17 protein-coding genes are annotated in these 20,258 nt (G+C 71.2%); 8 read left to right on the top strand and 9 right to left on the bottom strand.

Going from position 1 to position 20,258, the window contains the following annotated elements; all coding sequences use genetic code 11:
• Positions 1–33 precede the first annotated feature (33 nt).
• Both K377_RS22870 and serC read left to right on the top strand, forming a co-directional pair.
• A complete protein-coding gene (locus tag K377_RS22870) occupies positions 34–1,278 on the top strand; it encodes a cytochrome P450 (protein ID WP_111665343.1) in 1,245 nt (414 codons plus the stop codon).
• A gap of 119 nt (positions 1,279–1,397) precedes the next feature.
• Complete coding sequence (gene serC / locus K377_RS22875) at positions 1,398–2,516, top strand: phosphoserine transaminase (RefSeq protein WP_111665344.1); 1,119 nt, start codon at positions 1,398–1,400, stop codon at positions 2,514–2,516.
• A gap of 115 nt (positions 2,517–2,631) precedes the next feature.
• Here the strand turns inward: serC and K377_RS22880 are convergent, their stop codons facing one another.
• Positions 2,632–3,426: an ABC transporter permease gene (locus tag K377_RS22880; protein WP_111665345.1), complete on the bottom strand. Its 795-nt coding sequence runs from the start codon at positions 3,424–3,426 to the stop codon at positions 2,632–2,634.
• Entirely contained in the window at positions 3,426–4,373 is a 948-nt protein-coding gene (locus K377_RS22885) for an ATP-binding cassette domain-containing protein (protein ID WP_111665346.1), read from the bottom strand. Before K377_RS22885 ends, K377_RS22880 begins: the two co-directional genes overlap by 1 nt.
• Positions 4,374–4,472: 99 nt before the next feature.
• Here K377_RS22885 and K377_RS22890 point away from each other — a divergent pair, with 99 nt between their 5' ends.
• Entirely contained in the window at positions 4,473–5,255 is a 783-nt protein-coding gene (locus K377_RS22890) for a TetR/AcrR family transcriptional regulator (protein ID WP_111665347.1), read from the top strand.
• A 1-nt stretch (position 5,256) separates the two neighbouring features.
• Here K377_RS22890 and K377_RS22895 read toward each other — a convergent pair whose 3' ends face one another.
• Complete coding sequence (locus K377_RS22895) at positions 5,257–6,252, bottom strand: WD40 repeat domain-containing protein (RefSeq protein WP_111665348.1); 996 nt, start codon at positions 6,250–6,252, stop codon at positions 5,257–5,259.
• Positions 6,253–6,320: 68 nt separating this feature from the next.
• On the opposite strand from K377_RS22895, the gene K377_RS22900 reads away from it, so the two are divergent.
• On the top strand, positions 6,321–7,025 hold the full coding sequence (locus K377_RS22900; protein WP_111665349.1) for an SGNH/GDSL hydrolase family protein: 705 nt from the start codon (positions 6,321–6,323) through the stop codon (positions 7,023–7,025).
• A gap of 29 nt (positions 7,026–7,054) precedes the next feature.
• On the top strand, positions 7,055–8,044 hold the full coding sequence (locus K377_RS22905; protein ID WP_111665350.1) for an aldo/keto reductase: 990 nt from the start codon (positions 7,055–7,057) through the stop codon (positions 8,042–8,044).
• Between the two features lie 120 nt (positions 8,045–8,164).
• Here K377_RS22905 and thpR read toward each other — a convergent pair whose 3' ends face one another.
• From thpR to K377_RS22920, 3 genes are all read right to left on the bottom strand, one after another.
• Positions 8,165–8,722 (bottom strand): RNA 2',3'-cyclic phosphodiesterase, encoded by a 558-nt coding sequence (thpR, locus tag K377_RS22910; protein WP_111665351.1) that lies wholly within the window; start codon positions 8,720–8,722, stop codon positions 8,165–8,167.
• 193 nt (positions 8,723–8,915) lie between these two features.
• On the bottom strand, positions 8,916–10,262 hold the full coding sequence (locus tag K377_RS22915; RefSeq protein ID WP_111665352.1) for an MFS transporter: 1,347 nt from the start codon (positions 10,260–10,262) through the stop codon (positions 8,916–8,918).
• Positions 10,263–10,340: 78 nt separating this feature from the next.
• A complete protein-coding gene (locus tag K377_RS22920) occupies positions 10,341–10,778 on the bottom strand; it encodes a MarR family winged helix-turn-helix transcriptional regulator (protein WP_111665353.1) in 438 nt (145 codons plus the stop codon).
• Positions 10,779–10,958: 180 nt separating this feature from the next.
• Between K377_RS22920 and K377_RS22925 the strand changes: the two genes are divergently transcribed.
• Positions 10,959–11,141 carry a ribbon-helix-helix protein, CopG family gene (locus tag K377_RS22925; RefSeq protein ID WP_078506238.1) on the top strand — a complete coding sequence of 61 codons (183 nt, stop codon included), beginning with the start codon at positions 10,959–10,961 and terminating at the stop codon, positions 11,139–11,141.
• Between the two features lie 20 nt (positions 11,142–11,161).
• Here the strand turns inward: K377_RS22925 and K377_RS22930 are convergent, their stop codons facing one another.
• Positions 11,162–12,607 carry an NCS2 family permease gene (locus K377_RS22930; RefSeq protein WP_111665354.1) on the bottom strand — a complete coding sequence of 482 codons (1,446 nt, stop codon included), beginning with the start codon at positions 12,605–12,607 and terminating at the stop codon, positions 11,162–11,164.
• A gap of 236 nt (positions 12,608–12,843) precedes the next feature.
• Here K377_RS22930 and K377_RS22935 point away from each other — a divergent pair, with 236 nt between their 5' ends.
• Together K377_RS22935 and K377_RS22940 are read left to right on the top strand one after the other, a co-directional pair.
• A complete protein-coding gene (locus tag K377_RS22935) occupies positions 12,844–13,101 on the top strand; it encodes a DUF2530 domain-containing protein (protein ID WP_111665527.1) in 258 nt (85 codons plus the stop codon).
• Positions 13,102–13,468: 367 nt separating this feature from the next.
• Positions 13,469–15,877: an HAD-IC family P-type ATPase gene (locus tag K377_RS22940; RefSeq protein ID WP_111665355.1), complete on the top strand. Its 2,409-nt coding sequence runs from the start codon at positions 13,469–13,471 to the stop codon at positions 15,875–15,877.
• A 12-nt stretch (positions 15,878–15,889) separates the two neighbouring features.
• Here the strand turns inward: K377_RS22940 and K377_RS22945 are convergent, their stop codons facing one another.
• Together K377_RS22945 and K377_RS22950 are read right to left on the bottom strand one after the other, a co-directional pair.
• A complete protein-coding gene (locus K377_RS22945) occupies positions 15,890–16,840 on the bottom strand; it encodes a hypothetical protein (protein WP_111665356.1) in 951 nt (316 codons plus the stop codon).
• Positions 16,841–17,045: 205 nt separating this feature from the next.
• A complete protein-coding gene (locus K377_RS22950) occupies positions 17,046–20,186 on the bottom strand; it encodes a sacsin N-terminal ATP-binding-like domain-containing protein (protein WP_111665357.1) in 3,141 nt (1,046 codons plus the stop codon).
• Between the last annotated feature and the right edge of the window lie 72 nt (positions 20,187–20,258).

A 20,258-nucleotide genomic window follows, 5' to 3' on the forward strand; every position in this document is an offset into this window, starting at 1 on the left:
CTTCCCGCATCCCGGACTCCTGGAGCTCTCGTCATGACGACATCCGCAGCCACGTGCCCCCACGCGTCCGCCGCCCCCATCCCCCTCGACCCCTTCGTCACGGATCTGGACGCCGAGACCGCCCGGCTGCTCGCGGCGGGCCCGCTCGCCGAGGTCGAACTGCCCGGCGGCGTCCCCGTGTGGGCGGTCACGCACCACGCGGAGGCCCGCAGACTCCTCACCGACAAACGCCTCGTGAAGGACATCGAGGTGTGGGGCGCCTGGCAGCGCGGCGAGATCCCCGCCGACTGGCCGCTGATCGGCCTGGCCAACCCCGGCCGCTCGATGCTGACCGTCGACGGCGAGGACCACCGCCGGCTGCGCGCCCTGGTCGCCCAGGCGCTGACCGTGCGCCGGGTGGAGCGGATGCGCGAGCGCATCGAGGAGCTGACCACCGGCCTCCTCGACAAGCTGCCCGCCGACGGCGGAACGGTCGACCTGAAGGCCGAGTTCGCCTACCCGCTGCCCATGTACGTGATCAGCGACCTGATGGGCATAGACGAGGCGGACCACCCGCGCCTGAAGGTCCTGTTCGACAAGTTCTTCTCCACGCAGACCCCGCCCGAGGAGGTCATCGCGACGCTCGGCGAGCTCGCGGCGATGATGGGCGCGGTCGTGGCGGCCCGCCGCGAGACGCCGGGCGACGACCTGACCAGCGCCCTCATCCAGGCCTCGGAGAACGGCGACCGGCTCACCGACGCGGAGATCGTCTCCACGCTCCAGCTGATGGTCGCGGCCGGTCACGAGACGACGATCTCGCTCATCGTCAACGCGGTCGTGAACCTCTCCGCCCACCCCGACCAGCTGGCCCTCGTCCTCGATGGCAAGACCACCTGGGAGCAGGTGGTCGAGGAGACCCTGCGTTACTCGACCCCGACCTCGCACGTCCTGATCCGGTTCGCCGCCGAGGACGTCCAGGTCGGCGAGAAGACCATCAAGCAGGGCGACGCCCTGATCGTGTCCTACGGCGCCATCGGCCGGGACGAGCAGGCGCACGGCCCGACCGCCGACTCGTTCGACATCACCCGTGACTCCGCGACCCGGCACATCTCCTTCGGCCACGGCCCGCACGTCTGCCCCGGCGCCGCGCTGTCCCGTCTGGAGGCCGGGGTGGCGCTCCCCGCGCTGTACGCCCGCTTCCCCGGGCTGCGGCTCGCGGTCGAGCCGGGTGAGCTGCGCAACAAGCCGGTGGTGACGCAGAACGACCTGTTCGAGCTGCCGGTGGTGCTCGGCGGCTGATCACAGGGGCCGTACCCGTCCCGGCCCCGTAGATCACCACAAGTCCACGGGCCGGAGGAGTCGTCTCATCGAACGGACACGTTTCCGTCCGGTTTCACCGAGGCGATACCCTCCGGCTCGTGGCTGAGATCCAGATTCCCGCTGACATCAAGCCCGCCGACGGACGTTTCGGCGCGGGCCCCTCCAAGGTGCGGACGGAAGCGCTGGACGCGCTGGCCGCCACCGGTACCTCTCTGCTCGGCACCTCGCACCGCCAGGCCCCGGTCAAGAACCTGGTCGGCCGTGTGCGTGAAGGTGTCAAGGACCTCTTCTCCCTCCCCGAGGGCTACGAGGTCATCCTCGGCAACGGCGGTTCGACCGCGTTCTGGGACGTGGCGACGCACGGCCTGATCGAGAACAAGTCGCAGCACCTCAACTTCGGCGAGTTCTCCTCCAAGTTCGCCAAGGCGTCCAAGCTGGCCCCGTGGCTGGCCGAGCCGACCGTCATCTCCTCGGACCCGGGCACCCACCCGGAGGCCGTGGCCGAGGCCGGCGTCGACGTCTACGGCCTGACCCACAACGAGACCTCGACCGGTGTCGCGGCCCCGATCAAGCGCGTGGCGGGCGCCGACTCCGGCTCCCTCGTCCTGGTGGACGCCACCTCCGGCGCGGGCGGCCTCCCGGTCGACATCGCCGAGACGGACGTCTACTACTTCGCCCCGCAGAAGTCCTTCGCCTCCGACGGCGGCCTGTGGATCGGTGTCTTCTCCCCGGCCGCGATCGAGCGCGCCGAGCGCATCCACGCGTCCGGCCGTCACGTCCCGGAGTTCTTCAGCCTGCCCACGGCGATCGACAACTCCCGCAAGAACCAGACGTACAACACCCCGGCCCTGTCCACGCTCTTCCTGCTCGCCGAGCAGCTGGACTGGATCAACGGCCAGGGCGGTCTGGCCTGGTCCACGGCCCGTACGAAGGACAGCTCGTCCCGCCTCTACTCGTGGGCCGAGGACTCCAAGTACGCGACGCCGTTCGTCACGGACGCCGCCAAGCGCTCGCAGGTCATCGGCACGATCGACTTCGACGACTCGGTGGACGCCGCCGCCGTCGCCAAGGTCCTGCGCGCCAACGGCATCGTCGACACCGAGCCCTACCGCAAGCTGGGCCGCAACCAGCTCCGCATCGCGATGTTCCCGGCCATCGACCCGACGGACGTCCAGGCCCTGACGGCCTGCATCGACTACGTCATCGGCCAGCTCTGACGTCCCGATAGGCGCGCGGGAAGCCCCGCGAGCGACCACGGCGAGAGCCGCAGACGCATCTGCCAGGTACCTGAGCAGACGCCTCTGCGGCTTTTCCGTGCCTGAGCCCCGGGGGCTAACGCCCCAACGACGCGAACTTACGCGCCGCCAGCGGGAAGAACACCAGCGTCAGCACGGCCGGCCACACCCACGCCATGAGCAGCGCGTGCTGCTCGATCCACGAATCCCCGGCCCCCACAGGCGCCCCGAAAAGCCCCCGCACCGCGGCGACTGTCGACGACAGCGGATTCCAGGCCGCCACGGCCCCCAGCCAGTCCGGCATCAGCTGCGGTGCGACGAAAATGCTGGAGATCATCGTCAGCGGGAAGGCCACGGCGAACAGCCCTCCGGCCGCCTCCGGGTTCGGCACGAGCAGCCCGAGCCACACCCCGAGCCAGATCAGGGCGAACCGCAGCCACAGCAGCAGCGCGAACGCCGCGAGCCCGCCCCCGGCTCCCCCGGCCGGTCGCCAGCCGATCGCGAACGCCGTCAGCATGAGGATCGTCAGCTCGGCACAGGCGACGAGCAGATCGGTCACCCCGCGTCCGGAGACCACCGCCGACGGCGCCATCGGCATCGAGCGGAACCGGTCGATGACCCCCTTCGTCGCGTCGTACACGACCAGCGTCGCGGTGTTGACGAAGCCGAACGCCATCGTCATCGCGAACATCCCGGGCATCAGGAAGTCCCGGTAGTCGCCACCGCCCGGCACCGTCATCGCGGAGCCGAAGACATACCCGTACAGCAGCACGGACAGGATCGGGAAGCCCAACTGCCAGGCGATGTTCACCGGTTGGCGCTGGTAGTGGGTGAGGCCCCGCCGCACCACGTTCCAGCAGTCGGCCACCGCCCAGTAGACCGTCGTGCCCATCACACACTCCTCCCCGTGAGCCGCAGGAACACGTCGTCCAGGCTCGGCCGGCGCAGCCCGATGTCCTCGACCGCGATGCCCTCGTCCTGGAGGGTGCGCGCGGCGTCGGTGAGCGCGGCGACCCGGTCCTCGACGGTGGCGTGCACCCGGCGCTCCGTCTCGTCGACCACGGGCTCGGCGCCGCCCCGTGCCACGATCTTGGCCGCGCGCGGCAGATCCGCCGCGTCCGCGACGACGACCTCGATCCGGTCCCCGCCGACGGACCGCTTCAGCCCTTCGGGGGTGTCGTCGGCGATGGTCCGCCCCTGGTCGATGACGGTGACCCGGGAGGCCAGCCGGTCGGCCTCCTCCAGGTACTGGGTGGTGAGCAGCACCGTCGTGCCGTCCGCGACCAGCTTCCGTACGCTCTCCCAGACTTCGCCGCGCCCGCGCGGATCGAGCCCGGTCGTCGGCTCGTCCAGGAAGAGGACGTCGGGGGTCAGGATCATGGACGCGGCCAGGTCCAGTCTGCGCCGCATGCCGCCGCTGTACTTGCCGACGCCCTTGTCGCCGGCGTCGGCGAGCCCGAACTGGTCGAGCAGTTCGGCCGCCCGCGCCTTCGCCCGCCGCCCGCCGAGGTGGAAGAGCCGGCCGAACATCTCCAGGTTCTGCCGGCCCGTGAGCACTTCGTCCACCGCCGCGTACTGCCCGGTGAGCCCGATCCGGCGGCGCACCAGGCGGGGCCGGACCACCACGTCCACCCCGCCGACCTCGGCCCGGCCCCCGTCGAACCTCAGCAGGGTGCCGAGCACGCGGACGGCGGTGGTCTTCCCCGCTCCGTTCGGCCCGAGCAGGCCGTGCACCGTGCCGCGGCGCACCGTCAGATCGAACCCGTCGAGCGCCCGCTTCTCCCCGTACGTCTTCCGCAGGCCCACGGCCCGCACCGCGTAGTCCCCGTCGCCCTCCACGGCAGTCGCCTCCCTCACTCCGACCGACCAACTGAGTACACCGTACTCAAATAAGAGTACAGCGTACCCAGTTTTTGGCGAGCGGTTTACGCTGACTCCATGACGAGCGGCACCAGCAGTACGACCGAGACCAGCGGCAGCGGCGACCTCCGGCGCACCCTGGACCTGCTGTGGGGCACGGGGGACGCGCCCCGCCGCGGCCCCCGGCCCGCGCTCTCCCTGGACCGGATCGTCACCACCGCCGTCGCGGTCGCCGACGCCGAGGGCATCGCGGCCGTCTCCATGCGCCGCCTCTCGCAGGAGCTCGGCACCGGCACGATGTCCCTGTACCGGTACGTGCCGGGCAAGGCGGAGCTGCTCGATCTGATGCTGGACAAGGTGCAGACGCCTTACGAGCCGGGGGAACACCCGAACGCGCTTGGGGAGAAGGGGAGTTGGCGTGCGGCCGTCGAGACGGCGGCCCGCGAGACCCTCGCCCTCTACCAGCGCCACCCCTGGCTGCTCCAGGTCAACCAGGCCCGCCCCGTGCTCGGCCCCGGCGCCCTGGCCGGCATGGAGAAGATGCTGTCCCGCATCCGGCCGATGGGACTCTCCGACCCCGAACTGCTCTCCGTGCTCATCATGATCGACGGGTACGTCTCAGGGGCCGCCCGCACCCGGGTCCACGAGCAGGAGGCGGAGCGGACGACGGGGATGACGGACACCGACTTCTGGGCGGCGCAGGGCCCGGCCCTGGAGGCAGCCATGGCGAGCGGGCGCTACCCCGTCATGGCATCCCTGTCGGAGGACACTTTCGGCCCCGGCTTCGACCACTTCGAGTTCGGTCTCCAGCGCCTCCTGGACGGCCTCGACGTGCTGGTCGCGGCGCGCCGTAGCGGCTAGCTCACTTCTGCTTGGGCTTGCGCACCAGCCGCCCGATCCCGATGACGGCGATCAGCACGACGGCGGCCCCCACGGCCCCGGCCTTCCCGGTGAACCCACCCCCGTCACCGCCCCCGGAACCGTCACCGGCCGCCGAACTCCCGCCCCCGTCAGAGGAATCGGCCCCTTCGACCTCCACGGGCTCCACGGAACTGCCCTCGCCCTCGCTGCCGTAGAGCAGCGTCCTGCCGTCGAGGGTGTACGTCACCGACTCGCCCTGCGGTTGCAGCGGGACGTGCAACTGGCCCTGGCGCTTGGGCTTTCCGTCGTTCCAGGCGTACGAGATACCGCCGAAGTAGCCGCGCACGGCAAGCTGCTTGCCGTCCGGGGAGAAGGCCGCGTCGGTCGCCCACAGGTCGATGTCGCCGATGCGGCGGAAGGTGTTGGTGGCGGCGGAGTCCAGCGTGGCCGGGCCCTCGTAGAGGCCGCCGCCGTCCTCGCCCTTCTCGATGATGTACACCCGGCCCGTCTTGGGGTGGACCATCATCGACTCGGCGTTGCGCGGCCCGTCCGCGTACTTGACGACGTACTGGGTGGCCCGCACGGTCTGGTCGACGAGCTTCTTCGGTTCGGGCAGCTTGTAGATCCACACGTGGTCCCACTTGCCGCCGAGGTTGTCGCCGATGTCGCCAACGTAGATGTTCCCGTCGGGCCCGACCGAGATCGCCTCGACGTCACGGGGAGCGCCGACCCCGGTGAGGGTGACGCGGGCGAGCGTCTTCCCGGTGGCGCCGTCGATCGCGAAGATGTACGCACCGTCGGAACTGTCGTTGTGCGTCCAGTAGACCCCCGGGTGGGCGCGGGACGCGGCGAGGCCGCTGGACTCGGTGATCCGCGGGTCCTTGATGGTGAACCCGGAGGAGCCGACGGACGGCGAACTGTCGGCCGTGGCAGGCGCGATGGCGCCCCCGAGCACGAGGACGACCGCGGCCCCGGCCGCACCCAGATACGAACGCATGACCCCAGCTTGCCAGGCGTGTCAGGGCTCACACACACGCGGCCCGGCCGATCGACGATGATGAGCGGATGCTCAGGTTCATGTTCGTCGGCGACAGCCAGACCATCGGCAGCGCCGGGGAGCACACCTGGCGGCACCGTTTCTGGTGCCACCTGCGGTCGGCCTGCGGGGACGGGACGGTCGCGGTCGTCGGACCGCGCGAGACCCTCTACGACAAGACCGCCGACGCCCCCACGTCCCTGGCGTACGCGGACCCGGGCTTCCCGCGCCGGCACCTCGCCGGCTGGGGCGAGGGCTGGCTGCACATGGCGCCGGTCGTCGCCGACGCCGTGCGCGCCTGCGGCCCGGACGTCCTCCTGGTCAACCTGGGCCTGATAGACCTCGGCTTCTACACGGACGCCGCCCAGACCGCGGCGAACATGCGCCGCTTCGTCACCGAGGCCCGCACCGCGAACCCGGCGGTCCGCATCGTCGTCCTCCCGGTCATCCCGAACATCAGGGCCGAGACGGACGCCCCCTTCGCCACCGAGGTCGCCCACTTCAACACCCTCCTCGCCAAGGCGGTCGCGGACCTCTCCGAACCCCGCTCCCCGCTCCTCCTCGCGACGGTCCCGGACACGTACGACATCCACCACGACACCTACGACGGCACCCACCCGAACGCCTCCGGCGAACACAAACTGGCCGCCGCCTTCGCGGACGCGCTGCACCAGGCGTGGGGGGTCGGAGGGCCGTACACCGAGGACCCCGCGACGGACCGGGCACTTGCCTAGAGCGCACTCCACGTTCTTGGCTGAGCAGCATGAAGTACACGCAGCTCGGACGCACGGGACTCAAGGTCAGCCGGCTCGTCCTCGGCACCATGAACTTCGGACCGCAGACGGACGAGGCCGACAGCCACGCCATCATGGACGCGGCCCAGGCCAGTGGCATCAACTACTTCGACACCGCCAACGTGTACGGCTGGGGTGAGAACAAGGGCCGTACCGAGGAGATCATCGGCACCTGGTTCGCGCAGGGCGGCGGCCGGCGCGACAAGACCGTCCTCGCCACCAAGGTCTACGGGAACATGGCGGGCGACGGGGACGTCTGGCCCAACCACGACCGGCTCTCCGCGGTGAACATCCGCCGGGCCGTCGACGCCTCGCTCAAGCGGCTCCAGACCGACTACATCGACATCTACCAGTTCCACCACATCGACCGCCGGACCCCCTTCGAGGAGATCTGGCAGGCCGTCGACGTCCTGGTCCAGCAGGGCAAGATCCTGTACGCCGGTTCGTCCAACTTCCCCGGCTACAAGATCGCCCAGGCCAACGAGACGGCCGCCCGGCACGGCCGCGTCGGCCTGGTCAGCGAGCAGTGCCTGTACAACCTCGCCGAGCGGCGCGCCGAGATGGAGGTCATCCCGGCCGCGCAGGAGTACGGCCTCGGCGTCATCCCCTGGTCCCCGCTCCACGGCGGTCTGCTCGGCGGCGTGCTCAAGAAGGAGGCCGAGGGCAAGCGCCGCAAGGACGGCCGCAGCGCGAACGCCCTGGAGAACACCAAGGTGCGCGACCAGGTCCAGGCGTACGAGGACCTGCTCGACAAGCACGGCATCGAGCCCGGCGAGGCCGCTCTGGCCTGGCTGCTGACCCGGCCCGGCGTGACCGGCCCGATCGTCGGCCCGCGCACGCAGGAACAGCTCGACTCGGCGCTGCGCGCCGTCGAGCTGGAGCTGAGCGAGGACGTCCTGACGTCGCTGGACGAGATCTTCCCGGGCCCGGGGCCGTCGCCGGAGGCCTTCGCCTGGTAGGGCGAGCGGGCGGGGCGGCGGCTACTTTCCGACGGCCGCCGCCACCGCCACCACGACGAACATCAGCACAAGCACACCGGCCATGATCCGGTTCCGCGTCTTCGGGTCCACGTGCCGAGCCTAACGCGCGGCCGCGAGCGGCCAGCCGCCGACCTTCTCGTACCGGGGCTGCTCGCCGGGGACGCCGGACCTCGGCAGATCGCTGCGTACGAGCGTCAGCTCGCCGGCCGTCCACGGGGTTCCGGCGAAGGTGCCGAGCGCGGTGAGGTACGGCCCGAAGTCGTACGGGTCACGGGCGCGGGCCAGCGTGAGGTGCGGGCGGTACCTGCGGTGCTCGCCCTCGATCCCGGACTTCCTTCCCGCCGCCCGGGCCCGCTCCGCGAGCCGTCCCAGGGCCGCCAGGTCTCCCCGGACCCCGGCCCACAGGGCCCGGCCGCCGAACTGGCCGCCGCCGTGCAGCCCGATCGTGAACGCGCCGGTCCGCCCGGCGGCCCGGGCCAGCCGCTCCGACAGCTCCTCCACGGTGCCGTCGGGCACCTCCCCGTAGAAGGCGAGGGTGAGATGCCACCCGCCCCGCCCGGTCCACCGCACCCCGTCCCCACCCGGCAACCGATCCACGACACCCCCGAGCTCCTCGACGACCCCGGCGGGCGGCAACACAGCGGCAAAAAGTCTCATCCCCCCAGTCTCACGGGCACACCTAGGGCGGCGAGAGCCGATCGCGCAGTTCCCCGCGCCCTCGAGATGCGCACTTCGTGCGCCATCTCATCGGGGAGGCTGCGCGAAGCGCATGCCTCAGGGGCGCGGGGAACTGCGCGACCGGCCACGACGAGAGGCGCGCTCGCCGGACGGACAGGCACCCGGCAGACGGTCAGGCCACCGCCGCCACCGGGACGGACTCGCGGGGAACGAACTGCACATGCCGCTCGCCCCGGCGCAGGTCCACCTTGAGGCGGAGGTTGGCGGCCCGGGCCAGCATCAGACCCACCAGCACCGCGGCCCCGGCACAGATCAGCCCGCCCAGCATGAAACTGACCCGCACCCCGTACTGGTCCGCGAGCCACCCGAACAACGGCCCGCCCAGCGGCGTACCCCCGGTGAACACCATGAAGTACAGGGACATCACCCGCCCCCGCATCTCGGGATCGGTCGCCATCTGCACGGAGGAGTTGGCGGTGACGTTGGTCGTGATGCCGAGGACACCGAGGATCACGACGAGCGGCGCGAACAGCCAGACGCCGGGCGCGAACGCGGCCAGGATCTCCAGCACCCCGAACCCGATCGCGGCCCCCACGAGCACCCGCAGCCGAGCCGACCGCCGCCGCGCGGCGAGCAGCGCCCCGGCGAGCGAGCCGATCGCCATGAGCGTGTTGAACATGCCGTACTGCCCGACCCCGCCGTGGAACACGTCGTCGGCGAACGCGCTCAGCCAGATCGGGAAGTTGAACCCGAAGGTCCCCACGAACCCGACGAGCACGATCGGCCAGATCAGCTCGGGGTGCTTGGAGACGTAGTTCAGGCCCTCCTTGAGCTGCCCCTTGCCGCGCGGAGTCCGCTTGATCTCGTGCAGCTCGCCGGTGCGCATCAGCAGCAGCCCGGTGAGCGGCGCGAGGAAGGAGAGCCCGTTGGCGAGGAAGGCCCAGCCGGGCCCGACGGCGGCGGTCAGCGCGGACGCGACGGCGGGGCCGATGAGCCGGGCGGACTGGAAGTTCGCCGAGTTCAGCGAGACGGCGTTACGGACCTGGTCGGGTCCCACCAGCTCGGAGACGAAGGACTGCCGCGAGGGGTTGTCGACGACCGTGACGAGCCCGGTGAAGAAGGCGGCGGCGTAGACATGCCAGACCTGTACGTGGCCGGACAGGGTCAGGACGGCCAGGAACAGGCCCGACAGGCTCATCGCGCCCTGCGTGCAGAACAGCAGGTTGCGCCGCTTGAACCGGTCGGCGATGACTCCGCCGTACAGCCCGAAGAGCAGCATCGGCAGGAACTGCATCGCCGTGGTGACACCCACGGCGGCGGAGGAACCGGTCAGGGAGAGCACCAGCCAGTCCTGGGTGATGCGGGCCATCCAGGTGCCGGTGTTGGAGATGACGGCCCCGGTCGCGAACAGCCGGTAGTTGCGCACGCGCAGGCTGGCGAACATCGAGGGCTTGCCCCGGGAAGCGGGGAGAGTAGGGGTAGGTGCGGGGGCGGAGTCTGCTCCGGATCCCGTACTCAAAGTGGGTTCGCCTCCTCGGCGGTCGGCTCAGCGACGTGGGGGGTGTCTCAGCGGCTGGTGTTCAGCGGCGGCTGACGGTCACAGGTGGGCCAGCTTCTCCAGGACGGGCGCGGCCTCGCGGAGCTTGGCCCACTCGTCCTCGTCCAGGCCGTCGACCAGGTTCGCCAGCCACGCGTTCCGCTTGCGGCGGGACTCCAGGAGCATCGTCTCGGCCTGCTCGGTGGACGTGACGACCTTCTGCCGGCGGTCCTCGGGATGAGGCTCCAGCCGGACCAGCCCCTTGGCCTCCAGGAGCGCGACGATGCGGGTCATCGACGGCGGCTGCACATGCTCCTTGCGGGCCAGCTCACCCGGGGTGGCGGAGCCGCATCCGGCGAGGGTGCCGAGCACCGACATCTCGGTGGGGCTCAGCGATTCGTCGACCCGCTGGTGCTTGAGTCGGCGTGACAGGCGCATCACGGCGGAGCGCAAAGAGTTCACGGCGGCGGCATCGTCGCCATGGGAGAGGTCCGGCATGTTCGTTAGCGTAACTCATTACTGTGTCTAACTACCACCCGGGCGTACTCTCCTGCCCGTGATCCCCACCACGCATCCGCACCACGCACACGCGGGCCGGGAAACCTCAGGTCACTCAAACGAGTGAGCCGCAGCCGAAAAGCGACACGCCCGGGCGCGGCGCCCCGCGACGCTGTTCGCATGGGATCGACAGTGCTCAGCCTGCGGATAGACGGTGAGCTGCTCGACCGTCTCAAGGGGCATGCCGCGAAAAGGGGAATGAGCGTCCAGGACTACGTGGTCCGGACGCTCATTCGGGACGACTTCGACGAACGCTTCAAGACGTCGGTCGAGGAGACGGAGAGGTTCTACGGGGCGGCCTGAGCCGCCCCGCAGCAGGGGGATCAGGTCAGGCCGAGAGCCGGCATGAGGTAGTAGAAGGCGAACACGGCCGACACGGCGTACATCGCGACCGGCACCTCCTTGGCCCGGCCCGCGACCACCCGCAGCACGGTGAAGGCGATGAAGCCCATGCCGATGCCGTTGGTGATCGAGTACGTGAACGGCATCATCAGCATCGTGATGAAGGCCGGGATGGCGACCGTCCAGTCGTCCCAGTCGATCGCGCGGATGCCGCCCGACAGGATCAGGAAGCCCACCGCGAGCAGCGCGGGGGTGGCCGCCTGGGACGGGACCATCGTGGCGATCGGCGTGAGGAACAGCGCGACGGCGAAGAGCGCGCCGGTGACGACGTTGGCGAGACCCGTGCGGGCGCCCTCGCCGACACCGGCCGTGGACTCCACGAAGCAGGTGGTGGCGGAGGAGGACGAGGCGCCGCCGGCGGCGACCGCGATGCCGTCGATGAAGAGCACCTTGTTCATGCCCGGCATCTGACCGTTCTCGTCGGTCAGGTGCGCCTCGTCGCTGATGCCCATGATCGTGCCCATGGCGTCGAAGAAGCAGGACAGCAGCACGGTGAAGACGAAGAGGACACCGGTGAGGATGCCGACCTTCTCGAAGCCGCCGAACAGGCTGACCTTGCCGACGAGCCCGAAGTCGGGGGTGGCGACCGGGTTGCCCGGCCACTTCGGCGTGGTCAGACCCCAGGACGGGATCTTGGCGACGGCGTTGACGATCACCGCGGCGACGGTCATCACGACGATCGAGATGAGGATCGCGCCCGGCACCTTGCGGACCAGCAGCGCCAGGGTCAGCAGCACACCGAGGACGAAGATGAGGACCGGCCACCCGTTCAGGTGACCGTCGGCGCCGAGCTGGAGCGGCACGGTGGTGTGCGCGGCGTCCGGGATACGGCTCACGAAGCCGGAGTCGACCAGACCGATCAGCATGATGAACAGGCCGATGCCGATCGCGATGCCCTTGCGCAGGCTGAGCGGCACCGCGTTCATCACGCGCTCGCGCAGGCCGGTGGCGACCAGGATCATCACCACGAAGCCCGCCAGGACGACCATGCCCATCGCGTCCGGCCACGACATGCGCGGGGCGAGCTGGAGCGCGACGACCGTGTTCACGCCGAGGCCGGCCGCCAGCGCGATCGGCACGTTGCCGATGACGCCCATGAGCAGCGTGGTGAAGGCGGCGGTCAGCGCGGTCGCGGTGACCAGCTGGCCGTTGTCGAGCTGGTGCCCGTACATGTCCTTCGCGCTGCCGAGGATGATCGGGTTCAGCACGATGATGTAGGCCATCGCGAAGAACGTGGCGAGGCCACCACGGATCTCACGGGGGACGGTCGAGCCGCGCTCGGAGATCTTGAAGTAGCGGTCGAGCCCGTTCTTGGGCTCAGGCGGCTGCTCGTTGACATCGACCGGGGCGGTGGCCGAAGTGGACATGGTTGACCTCAGCGATTTTCAGCGGTGCCCAGTGGGCAGGATGTGATCAAGTCTGGTCTACGCGTGGCCACCAGTGGGGTTCCCCGTTGCTCCCATTGGTGTTTCGTACGAACAGAAGTAGCCATTCTTAGGCGGTTTCAGTATGAACATATGAGCCGGAAATCGCTATCTCCGCGCGTAGACCCATGGGGGACGGGGGCTGCGAGGGGTTTCGGAGGTGTCGTTAAGCTGTGCTCATGGCGAAGTGGACACCCGAGCACGAGGCGCCGGAGCCCCTGGAGGGCCCGATCGTCGCCACCATCACCGGCGGCACGATCCTGTGGTTCGTCCTCTTCCTGGTCCAGCTGCCGTTCTACGGCTGGTTCGACGATCACGGGCACACGTGGTGGGTCTGGACGTGCCTGGCCGGGGCCGGCCTGGGCCTGATCGGCATCTGGTACGTACGCGGCCGCGACGCCGCACTGAAGCGCGCAGCCGCCACCGTCTCCGACTGACACCGGGCAGCTCTCCACCCGCGCCACCGTCGTGGCTGGTCGCGCAGTTCCCCGCGCCCCTGAGATGCGCACTTCGTGCGGCATCTCATCGGCGGCTGATCTGAGAGGCGCGGCGAAGCCGCAGCCTCAAGGGGAGGCTGCGCGCAGCGCCTGCCTCAGGGGCGCGGGGAACTGCGCGAGAAGCGGCCACCGGGCCGCGCACGAAAAACGACCCAGGGGCGCGGGGAACTGCGCGACGCGAGCGACCACGACGGCGCCGCGCCCGCCCACGCACCCCTACACCCCCCGGACGACGAGGGTCCTCCCCAGGTCGGATAAAGCACCGCCCAAGGGGTGAACCCCCCGATCCCCCCGTACCGTCGGAGACATGACGCACATCGACGCCGGCCCCGAACTGGACCCGGTGCACCCGGTCCCCCTGCCGACGAGGGCGACGGGCCTGACCGGCGCCGAGGTCGAGGAGCGCCGAAACCGCGGCGAGGTCAACGACGTCCCGGTCCGCAGCTCCCGCTCGCTCAGCGAGATCGTCCGGGCCAACGTCTTCACCCGGTTCAACGCGATCATCGGTGTGCTCTGGCTGATCATGCTGGCCGTCGCCCCGTTCCAGGACAGCCTCTTCGGCTACGTGATCCTGGCCAACACCGGCATCGGCATCATCCAGGAGTGGCGGGCGAAGAAGACCCTCGACTCCCTCGCGGTGATCGGCGAGGCCAAGCCCACGGTCCGCCGCGACGGCGTGGCGACGGAGGTCTCCACCTCCGAGATCGTGCTCGGCGACCTCATCGAGATCGGCCCCGGCGACAAGATCCCCGTGGACGGCACCTGCGCCGAGGCCGACGGCCTGGAGATCGACGAGTCGCTGCTGACCGGCGAGGCCGACCCGGTCGTGAAGCAGCCGGGCGACCCGGTGATGTCGGGCTCGTTCGTCGTCGCGGGCGGCGGCGCGTTCACGGCGACGAAGGTGGGCCGCGAGGCGTACGCGGCGCAGCTGGCCGAGGAGGCGAGCCGGTTCACGCTCGTCCAGTCCGAGCTGCGCAGCGGCATCTCCACCATCCTCAAGTACGTGCAGTGGATGATGATCCCGACCGCGATCGGCCTGGTCATCAGCCAGTTGGTCGTCAAGGAGCACGGCTTCAAGGACTCCGTCGCGCGCACCGTGGGCGGCATCGTCCCCATGGTCCCCGAAGGGCTCGTGCTGCTGACCTCGGTGGCCTTCGCGATCGGCGTGATCCGACTCGGCCGGAAACAGTGCCTCGTACAGGAACTTCCGGCCATCGAGGGCCTGGCCCGCGTCGACACGGTCTGCCTCGACAAGACGGGCACGCTCACCGAGGGCGGCATGGACGTCTCCGAGCTGCGCCCGCTCAACGGCACCGACGAGCCGTACGTGACCCAGGTGCTCGGCGCGCTCGGCGAGTCCGACCCGCGCCCCAACGCCTCCCTCCAGGCCGTCATCGACGCCTACCCGGCCGCCGAGGAGTGGCGCTGCACCGAGGCGCTGCCCTTCTCGTCGGCCCGCAAGTACAGCGGCGCGGCCTTCAGCGAGGGCGACGGCACGACCAGCGCCTGGCTGCTCGGCGCGCCCGACGTGCTGCTCCCGGACGGGGACCCGGCCCTCGCGGAGGTCGACGACCTGAACCGGCAGGGCCTGCGGGTCCTGCTGCTCGCCCGCGTCGGCAAGAACCACGACAGCCTCGCCGACCCGGCGGTGAAGGACGGCGCCGAGCCGGCCGCCCTCGTCGTCCTGGAGCAGCGGCTGCGCCCCGACGCCGGCGACACCCTGCGCTACTTCGCCGAGCAGGACGTCAAGGCGAAGGTGATCTCCGGGGACAACGCGGTGTCGGTCGGCGCCGTGGCCGCCAAGCTGGACCTGCCCGGCGCCGAGAACACGGTCGACGCCCGTACCCTCCCCACCGAGCAGTCCGCGATGGCGGACAAGCTCGACGAGGGCACGGTGTTCGGCCGGGTCACCCCGCAGCAGAAGCGGGACATGGTCGCCGCGCTCCAGTCGCACGGGCACACGGTCGCGATGACGGGCGACGGGGTGAACGACGTACTGGCCCTGAAGGACGCCGACATCGGGGTCTCGATGGGGTCGGGCTCCGAGGCCACCCGGGCGGTCGCCCAGATCGTGCTGCTCGACAACTCGTTCGCGACGCTGCCCTCCGTCGTCGCCGAGGGCCGCCGGGTCATCGGCAACATCACGCGCGTGGCGACCCTGTTCCTGGTCAAGACCGTCTACTCGGTGCTGCTCGCGCTGATGGTGGTCTGCTTCCAGGTCGAGTACCCGTTCCTGCCCCGGCACCTGACGCTGCTGTCGACGCTGACGATCGGTGTCCCGGCGTTCTTCCTCGCGCTCGCGCCCAACAAGGAGCGGGCCAAGCCGCACTTCGTGAAACGCGTGATGCGGTACGCGATTCCGGGCGGCGCCGTCGCCGGGATCGCGACGTTCGTGATGTACATGGTGGCCCGGCACTACTACACGGGCTCCGAAGCGCTGAACGCCGAGACCAGCGCCGCCACGCTGACCCTGTTCCTGATCTCGATGTGGGTGCTGGCGATCATCGCCCGCCCCTACACCTGGTGGCGGGTCTGCCTGGTGGCGGCGATGGGTCTCGGCTTCCTGCTGGTCCTGGCCGTGCCGTGGCTCCAGGACTTCTTCGCCCTGAAGCTGGTCGGCGCCGTGATGCCGTGGACCGCGGTGGGTGTCTCGGTGGTGGCGGCGGCCGTCCTCGAACTCCTGTGGAGGTGGGTCGGCCGCCGCTTCCCGGTGTGACCGGCTAGCCGGTCAGCGGACGTCGACGAAGTCGCTGGTGGACGTCACGGCCGGGGTCGTGGACGTACCCGCGAACTTGTAGCGGAAGTAGCCGTCGGCGGACGCCTTCACCGTGGTGCTCAGGTTGCCCTTGGAGTCCGAGGTGACCGTCTTCAGCGTGGTGTAGGTGCTGGAGGTCTTCTTCCGGTACTGGAGGGTGACCTTCTGCACGGTGTAGCCCGCGTACTTGCTGGTGTCCCAGTTGGCACGGGTGAGGGCGCCCTTGACCGTGAGGGTCTTGCCCTTCTTGATGGGCTCCGGCGTGGCGTTGGTGCTCAGCTTGGCGTAGCGCTGGAGGGCGATCTTGCTGGCCAGACCGTCCTGGGTGGCGATGCCGACCTTGGTCCAGTCGATGTCGTCGACGTCCTGGGAGAGGTCCTCGCCGTTGGCGGCGACCGCGAAGCCCATGGCCTTCCACTTGGCGCCCGCGTCGCTGTTGAACAGGTCGACCTTCGGGGTGACGGTGAGCGTGTCCTTGCAGGTGGCCGTCGAGGTGGAGACCTGGCAGGTCGGGCCGTTGGTGTCCAGGTAGTTGCCGTCCGTCGAGCTCTCCCAGTGCAGCTCGATGCCCAGACCGAAGTCGTCGGCGAAGATGCCCGGGTCGGAGCCGAACGAGACGTTGTACGTGACCGGGACGGTGACCTTGTTGGTCGTGCCGACGACGATCGGCTTGCCGTTGTTGACCTTGAGGCCGGAGAACTTGACGTTGAGCTTGTACGCGTCGCCCGGGTCCGAGGCGAGGGCACGCGCCCCGGCCTTCGGGGCCGCGCTCGGGGCGTGCTTCTTGGCGATCTCGGCCAGGGACTTCTGGGCGCCGTTGGCGGCCCCGTCCCAGCCGCTGTCGGCCTGCGCCGGGACGGCGAACGCGGTGAGGGCAAGGGCGCCGGAGACCGTCAGGGCGGCCGCGGTGGCACGAATGCGCATGTGTTCCCCACAGTGGAGAAAGGGGGCCCGCGGTGCGGATGCCATCACGCGGGTCCCAAGTGGTCTAGGAGTCTGTTGACTCGCGGGATAGACCTGTGGCGGCCCGTTCTGGTTGTACGGGAATCAACCGACGCGGTGTGACATGACTCTCCATGCCGGAACGGAACCGATGGCCCCCGAAAACCCTCCGGGGGCCCGCACCCTGTCAGTCGAACCAGCGGTCCCGCGCCAACTCGGCCGTCCGCGACGGGTCTTCGAGCAGCGCGGCCACCTCGAACCGGCGCGGCCACTGCCCCGCCGCCCAGGCGAGCCCGGCGGCGACCCCCTCCAGGGTCGCGGCGTGCACGGTGCCGTCGGCGGTGCGCCGCCAGTCGGCCTCGGTCCCGCCGACGTACAGCTCCTCGTACTCCAGGTACGTGGCCGGGGTCGCCGCCCCCAGGAGCGTGCGGACGGAGTCGGGCACGGGGTGCTCGGTGGCGTCGGTGCCGGTCGGTTCGGCGGCGACGGCCTCGCTGAGCCGCCGCACCTGGAACAGCTCGGCGAGTTCGGCCGCGCGGGCCGGGGCGACCGGAAGCAGCGGCAGCCCGCCGGCCAGCGGGATCAGGTCGGGGGCGTCGGCGACCAGCGCGTCGGCGGCGTCGGCCACGACGACCTCGCCGTCCCGCACGGCCCGCACCTCGTCCGGCAGCGTGACCTGCTCGGGGTCGAGGTCGGCCAGCAGGCCGTAGATCGCGTGGAGTTGGGCGGGCCCGACCGGGCGGTCCTCGTCGGCGAGCCGGTCGAGGAGTTCGGCGGCGCCGCCGGGCTCGTCGAGGAGCGCGGCGACGGAGGTGCGCACCCCGAGGGCGCGCAGCACCTGTTCGTCCTCGAAACCGGCGGCGTCCACGGGCTCGTACAGCCCTTCGAGCAGCGGGTCGCCGCCCGCCGCGCGCAGTCCGGCGGGGCGGCGGCCGTCGAGCACCGGATTGCCGCGCAGCCACCAGGCCGTGTACGGGCGGACGAGTTCGCGGGTGCCGTCGGGCAGCAGGACGCGGACGGGCTGGGTGAGGGCGTCGCGCAGGGGCGGCTGGGCGAGGAGCGCGAGCGCCTGCGGCCAGCGGTCCTCGTCGACGAGGTCCAGGTCCCGTACGGCGACCAGCTCGGTGGCGACCGGCGGTACGGGCGTGTCGGGCAGCCGGTCGAGCACGTCCTCGCACCACACGTCGACGGCGTCGAGCAGTCCGGCGTCGTCGGGTTCGGGGAAATCGCTGTCGCGCGGGTCGAGTTCGTCGGGATCGAGGACGACGTCGGTGGCGCGGACGAGGGCGAAGGTCGCGAGCACGCCGCACGCCGCCAGCGGGCCCTCGCCCCACCGCTCGGCGAATTCGTCGTCCACGAAGGGCAGTTCACCCTCACGGATGACACCGGCGAGGGGGCTGCCGGGGAGGACGAGTTCGGCGGCCGGGGTGAGTTCGCCGTCCTCGTCGGGCAGGGCGAGGGCGCCGAGCCAGGGTTCGTCACCGGTGTCGAGGTGGGCGTCGCGGACCAGGGTGAGGACGACGTCGGCCAGTTCGTCGGCGCCGAGCGCGCCGTCGTCGTCCCAGGCGGGTTCGTCGTCGAGGGAGGCGGCGACCGCCGCGCGGACCTGCGGGGTGGTGAGGACCGCGCGGGGCGTGGCGGGCAGCGCGCCCAGCTTCTCCAGGAGCGGATGGGTGGCGTCCGGGTGGGCGACCTTCAGGCCGAGCCGGGCCAGCGCGTCGCCGGGGACGGCGGCCTCGGCGGTGGGCAGCAGCACCTGGCGCGGGCCGATGGTGGTGCGGCCTCCGGCGAGCGGCACCGGGAGCCCGCTGAGCCGGTCCGGGTCGACGCCGGCCAGGGACTCGTAGAGCCGCCGCCACCAGCCGGGCTCCTTCTCCAGACCCGCGAGCCGGTCGATGGCCTCGGTCAGCGGGAGGCGGGCGACGCCGAGGGTGCGCAGTTCGGTACGGCGTTCGAGTCCGGCGGGGAGCAGGCTCGGCAGGACGTCGGCGAGGACGCGCACGGTGTCGGCGCCCGCCCCTTCGACGACTTCGGCGTCCCGGGGCTTGAGGGCCTCGGGCCGGTCCTCGTCGTCCGGATCGAGGGCGGGCGGGAGGAAATCCGGGTGGGCGGGCGGGAGAAAAGGTGTGCGGGGCAGGCGCTCCAGGATGGCGGCGCGCAGGGCGCCGTCCAGCTCGCTCTTGCCGAGCGGGCCGGGGACCAGGTCGAGGATGCCGGGGCCCACCGGGCGCCAGGTTTCGAGGAGTTCGGCGTACGCGTCGGCGGCGCGCCGCACGAGGTGGTCGGTGAGCGGACCCGGCGCGACGTGCCGGCGCGCGGTGTCCAGCGGGAACGACGCGATGAGCAGCGCGGGCACGCCCAGCGGCTCGTCGCTGGGCGTCGGGGCGTGCAGCACGGGGGCGCTGACCGGGCGTCGCGGGGCGCCGTCGCCGTCCACGGGAACCGCCCACATGACGGACCAGTGCGGGCGGAGGCGTTCCTCGACGGGCCGGTCGGCGAGCAGCTCGGCGCCGAGCGCGCCCTGGTGGCCGACGGTGCGCCAGCGCACGTCGGCGGGTTCCCGCGCGTCGTCGCTGATGACGGTGTACGGGGTGGTGGCGTCCGGCGCGGTGCGGCGCAGGGTGCGGGTGCCGGCGTCGGTGGTGACGGTGACCTCGGCGAGCCCCGGCAGGGCCAGCAGCAGCGTGTCGTCGATCTCGTCGAGCAGCCGGGCGGCGAGCGCCTCGGCGGCGGCGTCCCGCAGCGGCAGCACGACGACGGTGTCGTACGGGTCCGGGGCCTGGCCCTCGGCCGCGAACGGCAGCCGGAGCAGCGGTACGTGGCCGTCGCGGCGGCGCAGTTCGTCGTCGAGCGCGGGGCTGGTGCGGGCGGTGTCGGCGGCGGCGATCCGCGCTTCGGTGAGGGACCAGCGGACGCCGCCGGTGCGGCCGAGCACGGCGGGTTCGTCGGAGACGGCCAGCACCGCGGCGAAGCCGACGCCGAAGCGGCCCACGGCGCCGGTCTCGTCGTCCCGCTTCGCCGAGGCGCGCAGGGTGGACAGGGACTCGACGCCGGCCGCGTCGAGGGGGGCGCCGGTGTTCGCGGCGGCGAGGACGCCGTCCTTCAGGGTGAGGGCGAGGCGGCCCTCGGCTCCCGCGCGGGCGGCGGCGTCGGCGGCGTTCTGGGCCAGCTCCACGACCAGGCGGTCGCGGTAGCCGCCGAGCGCGAGGTCTTCCTCGGCGTTGGCGTCCTCCCGGAACCTTGCCGCGCTGGCGGCCCAGGCGTCCAGCACGCCCCGCCGCAGTCTGGCGGTGCCGAAGGCCTCCGGCGCGGGTTCGCTGACGCTCACGGGTGCACTCCTCTGGCCGGCTGGAACGATCGGCCCGAACGTTATCGCGGCACCCGGGTTCCCCGACGAGCC

It is taken from the genome of Streptomyces sp. PsTaAH-137, assembly GCF_003259365.1.
In the GTDB taxonomy this organism is placed as follows: Bacteria; Actinomycetota; Actinomycetes; order Streptomycetales; family Streptomycetaceae; genus Streptomyces.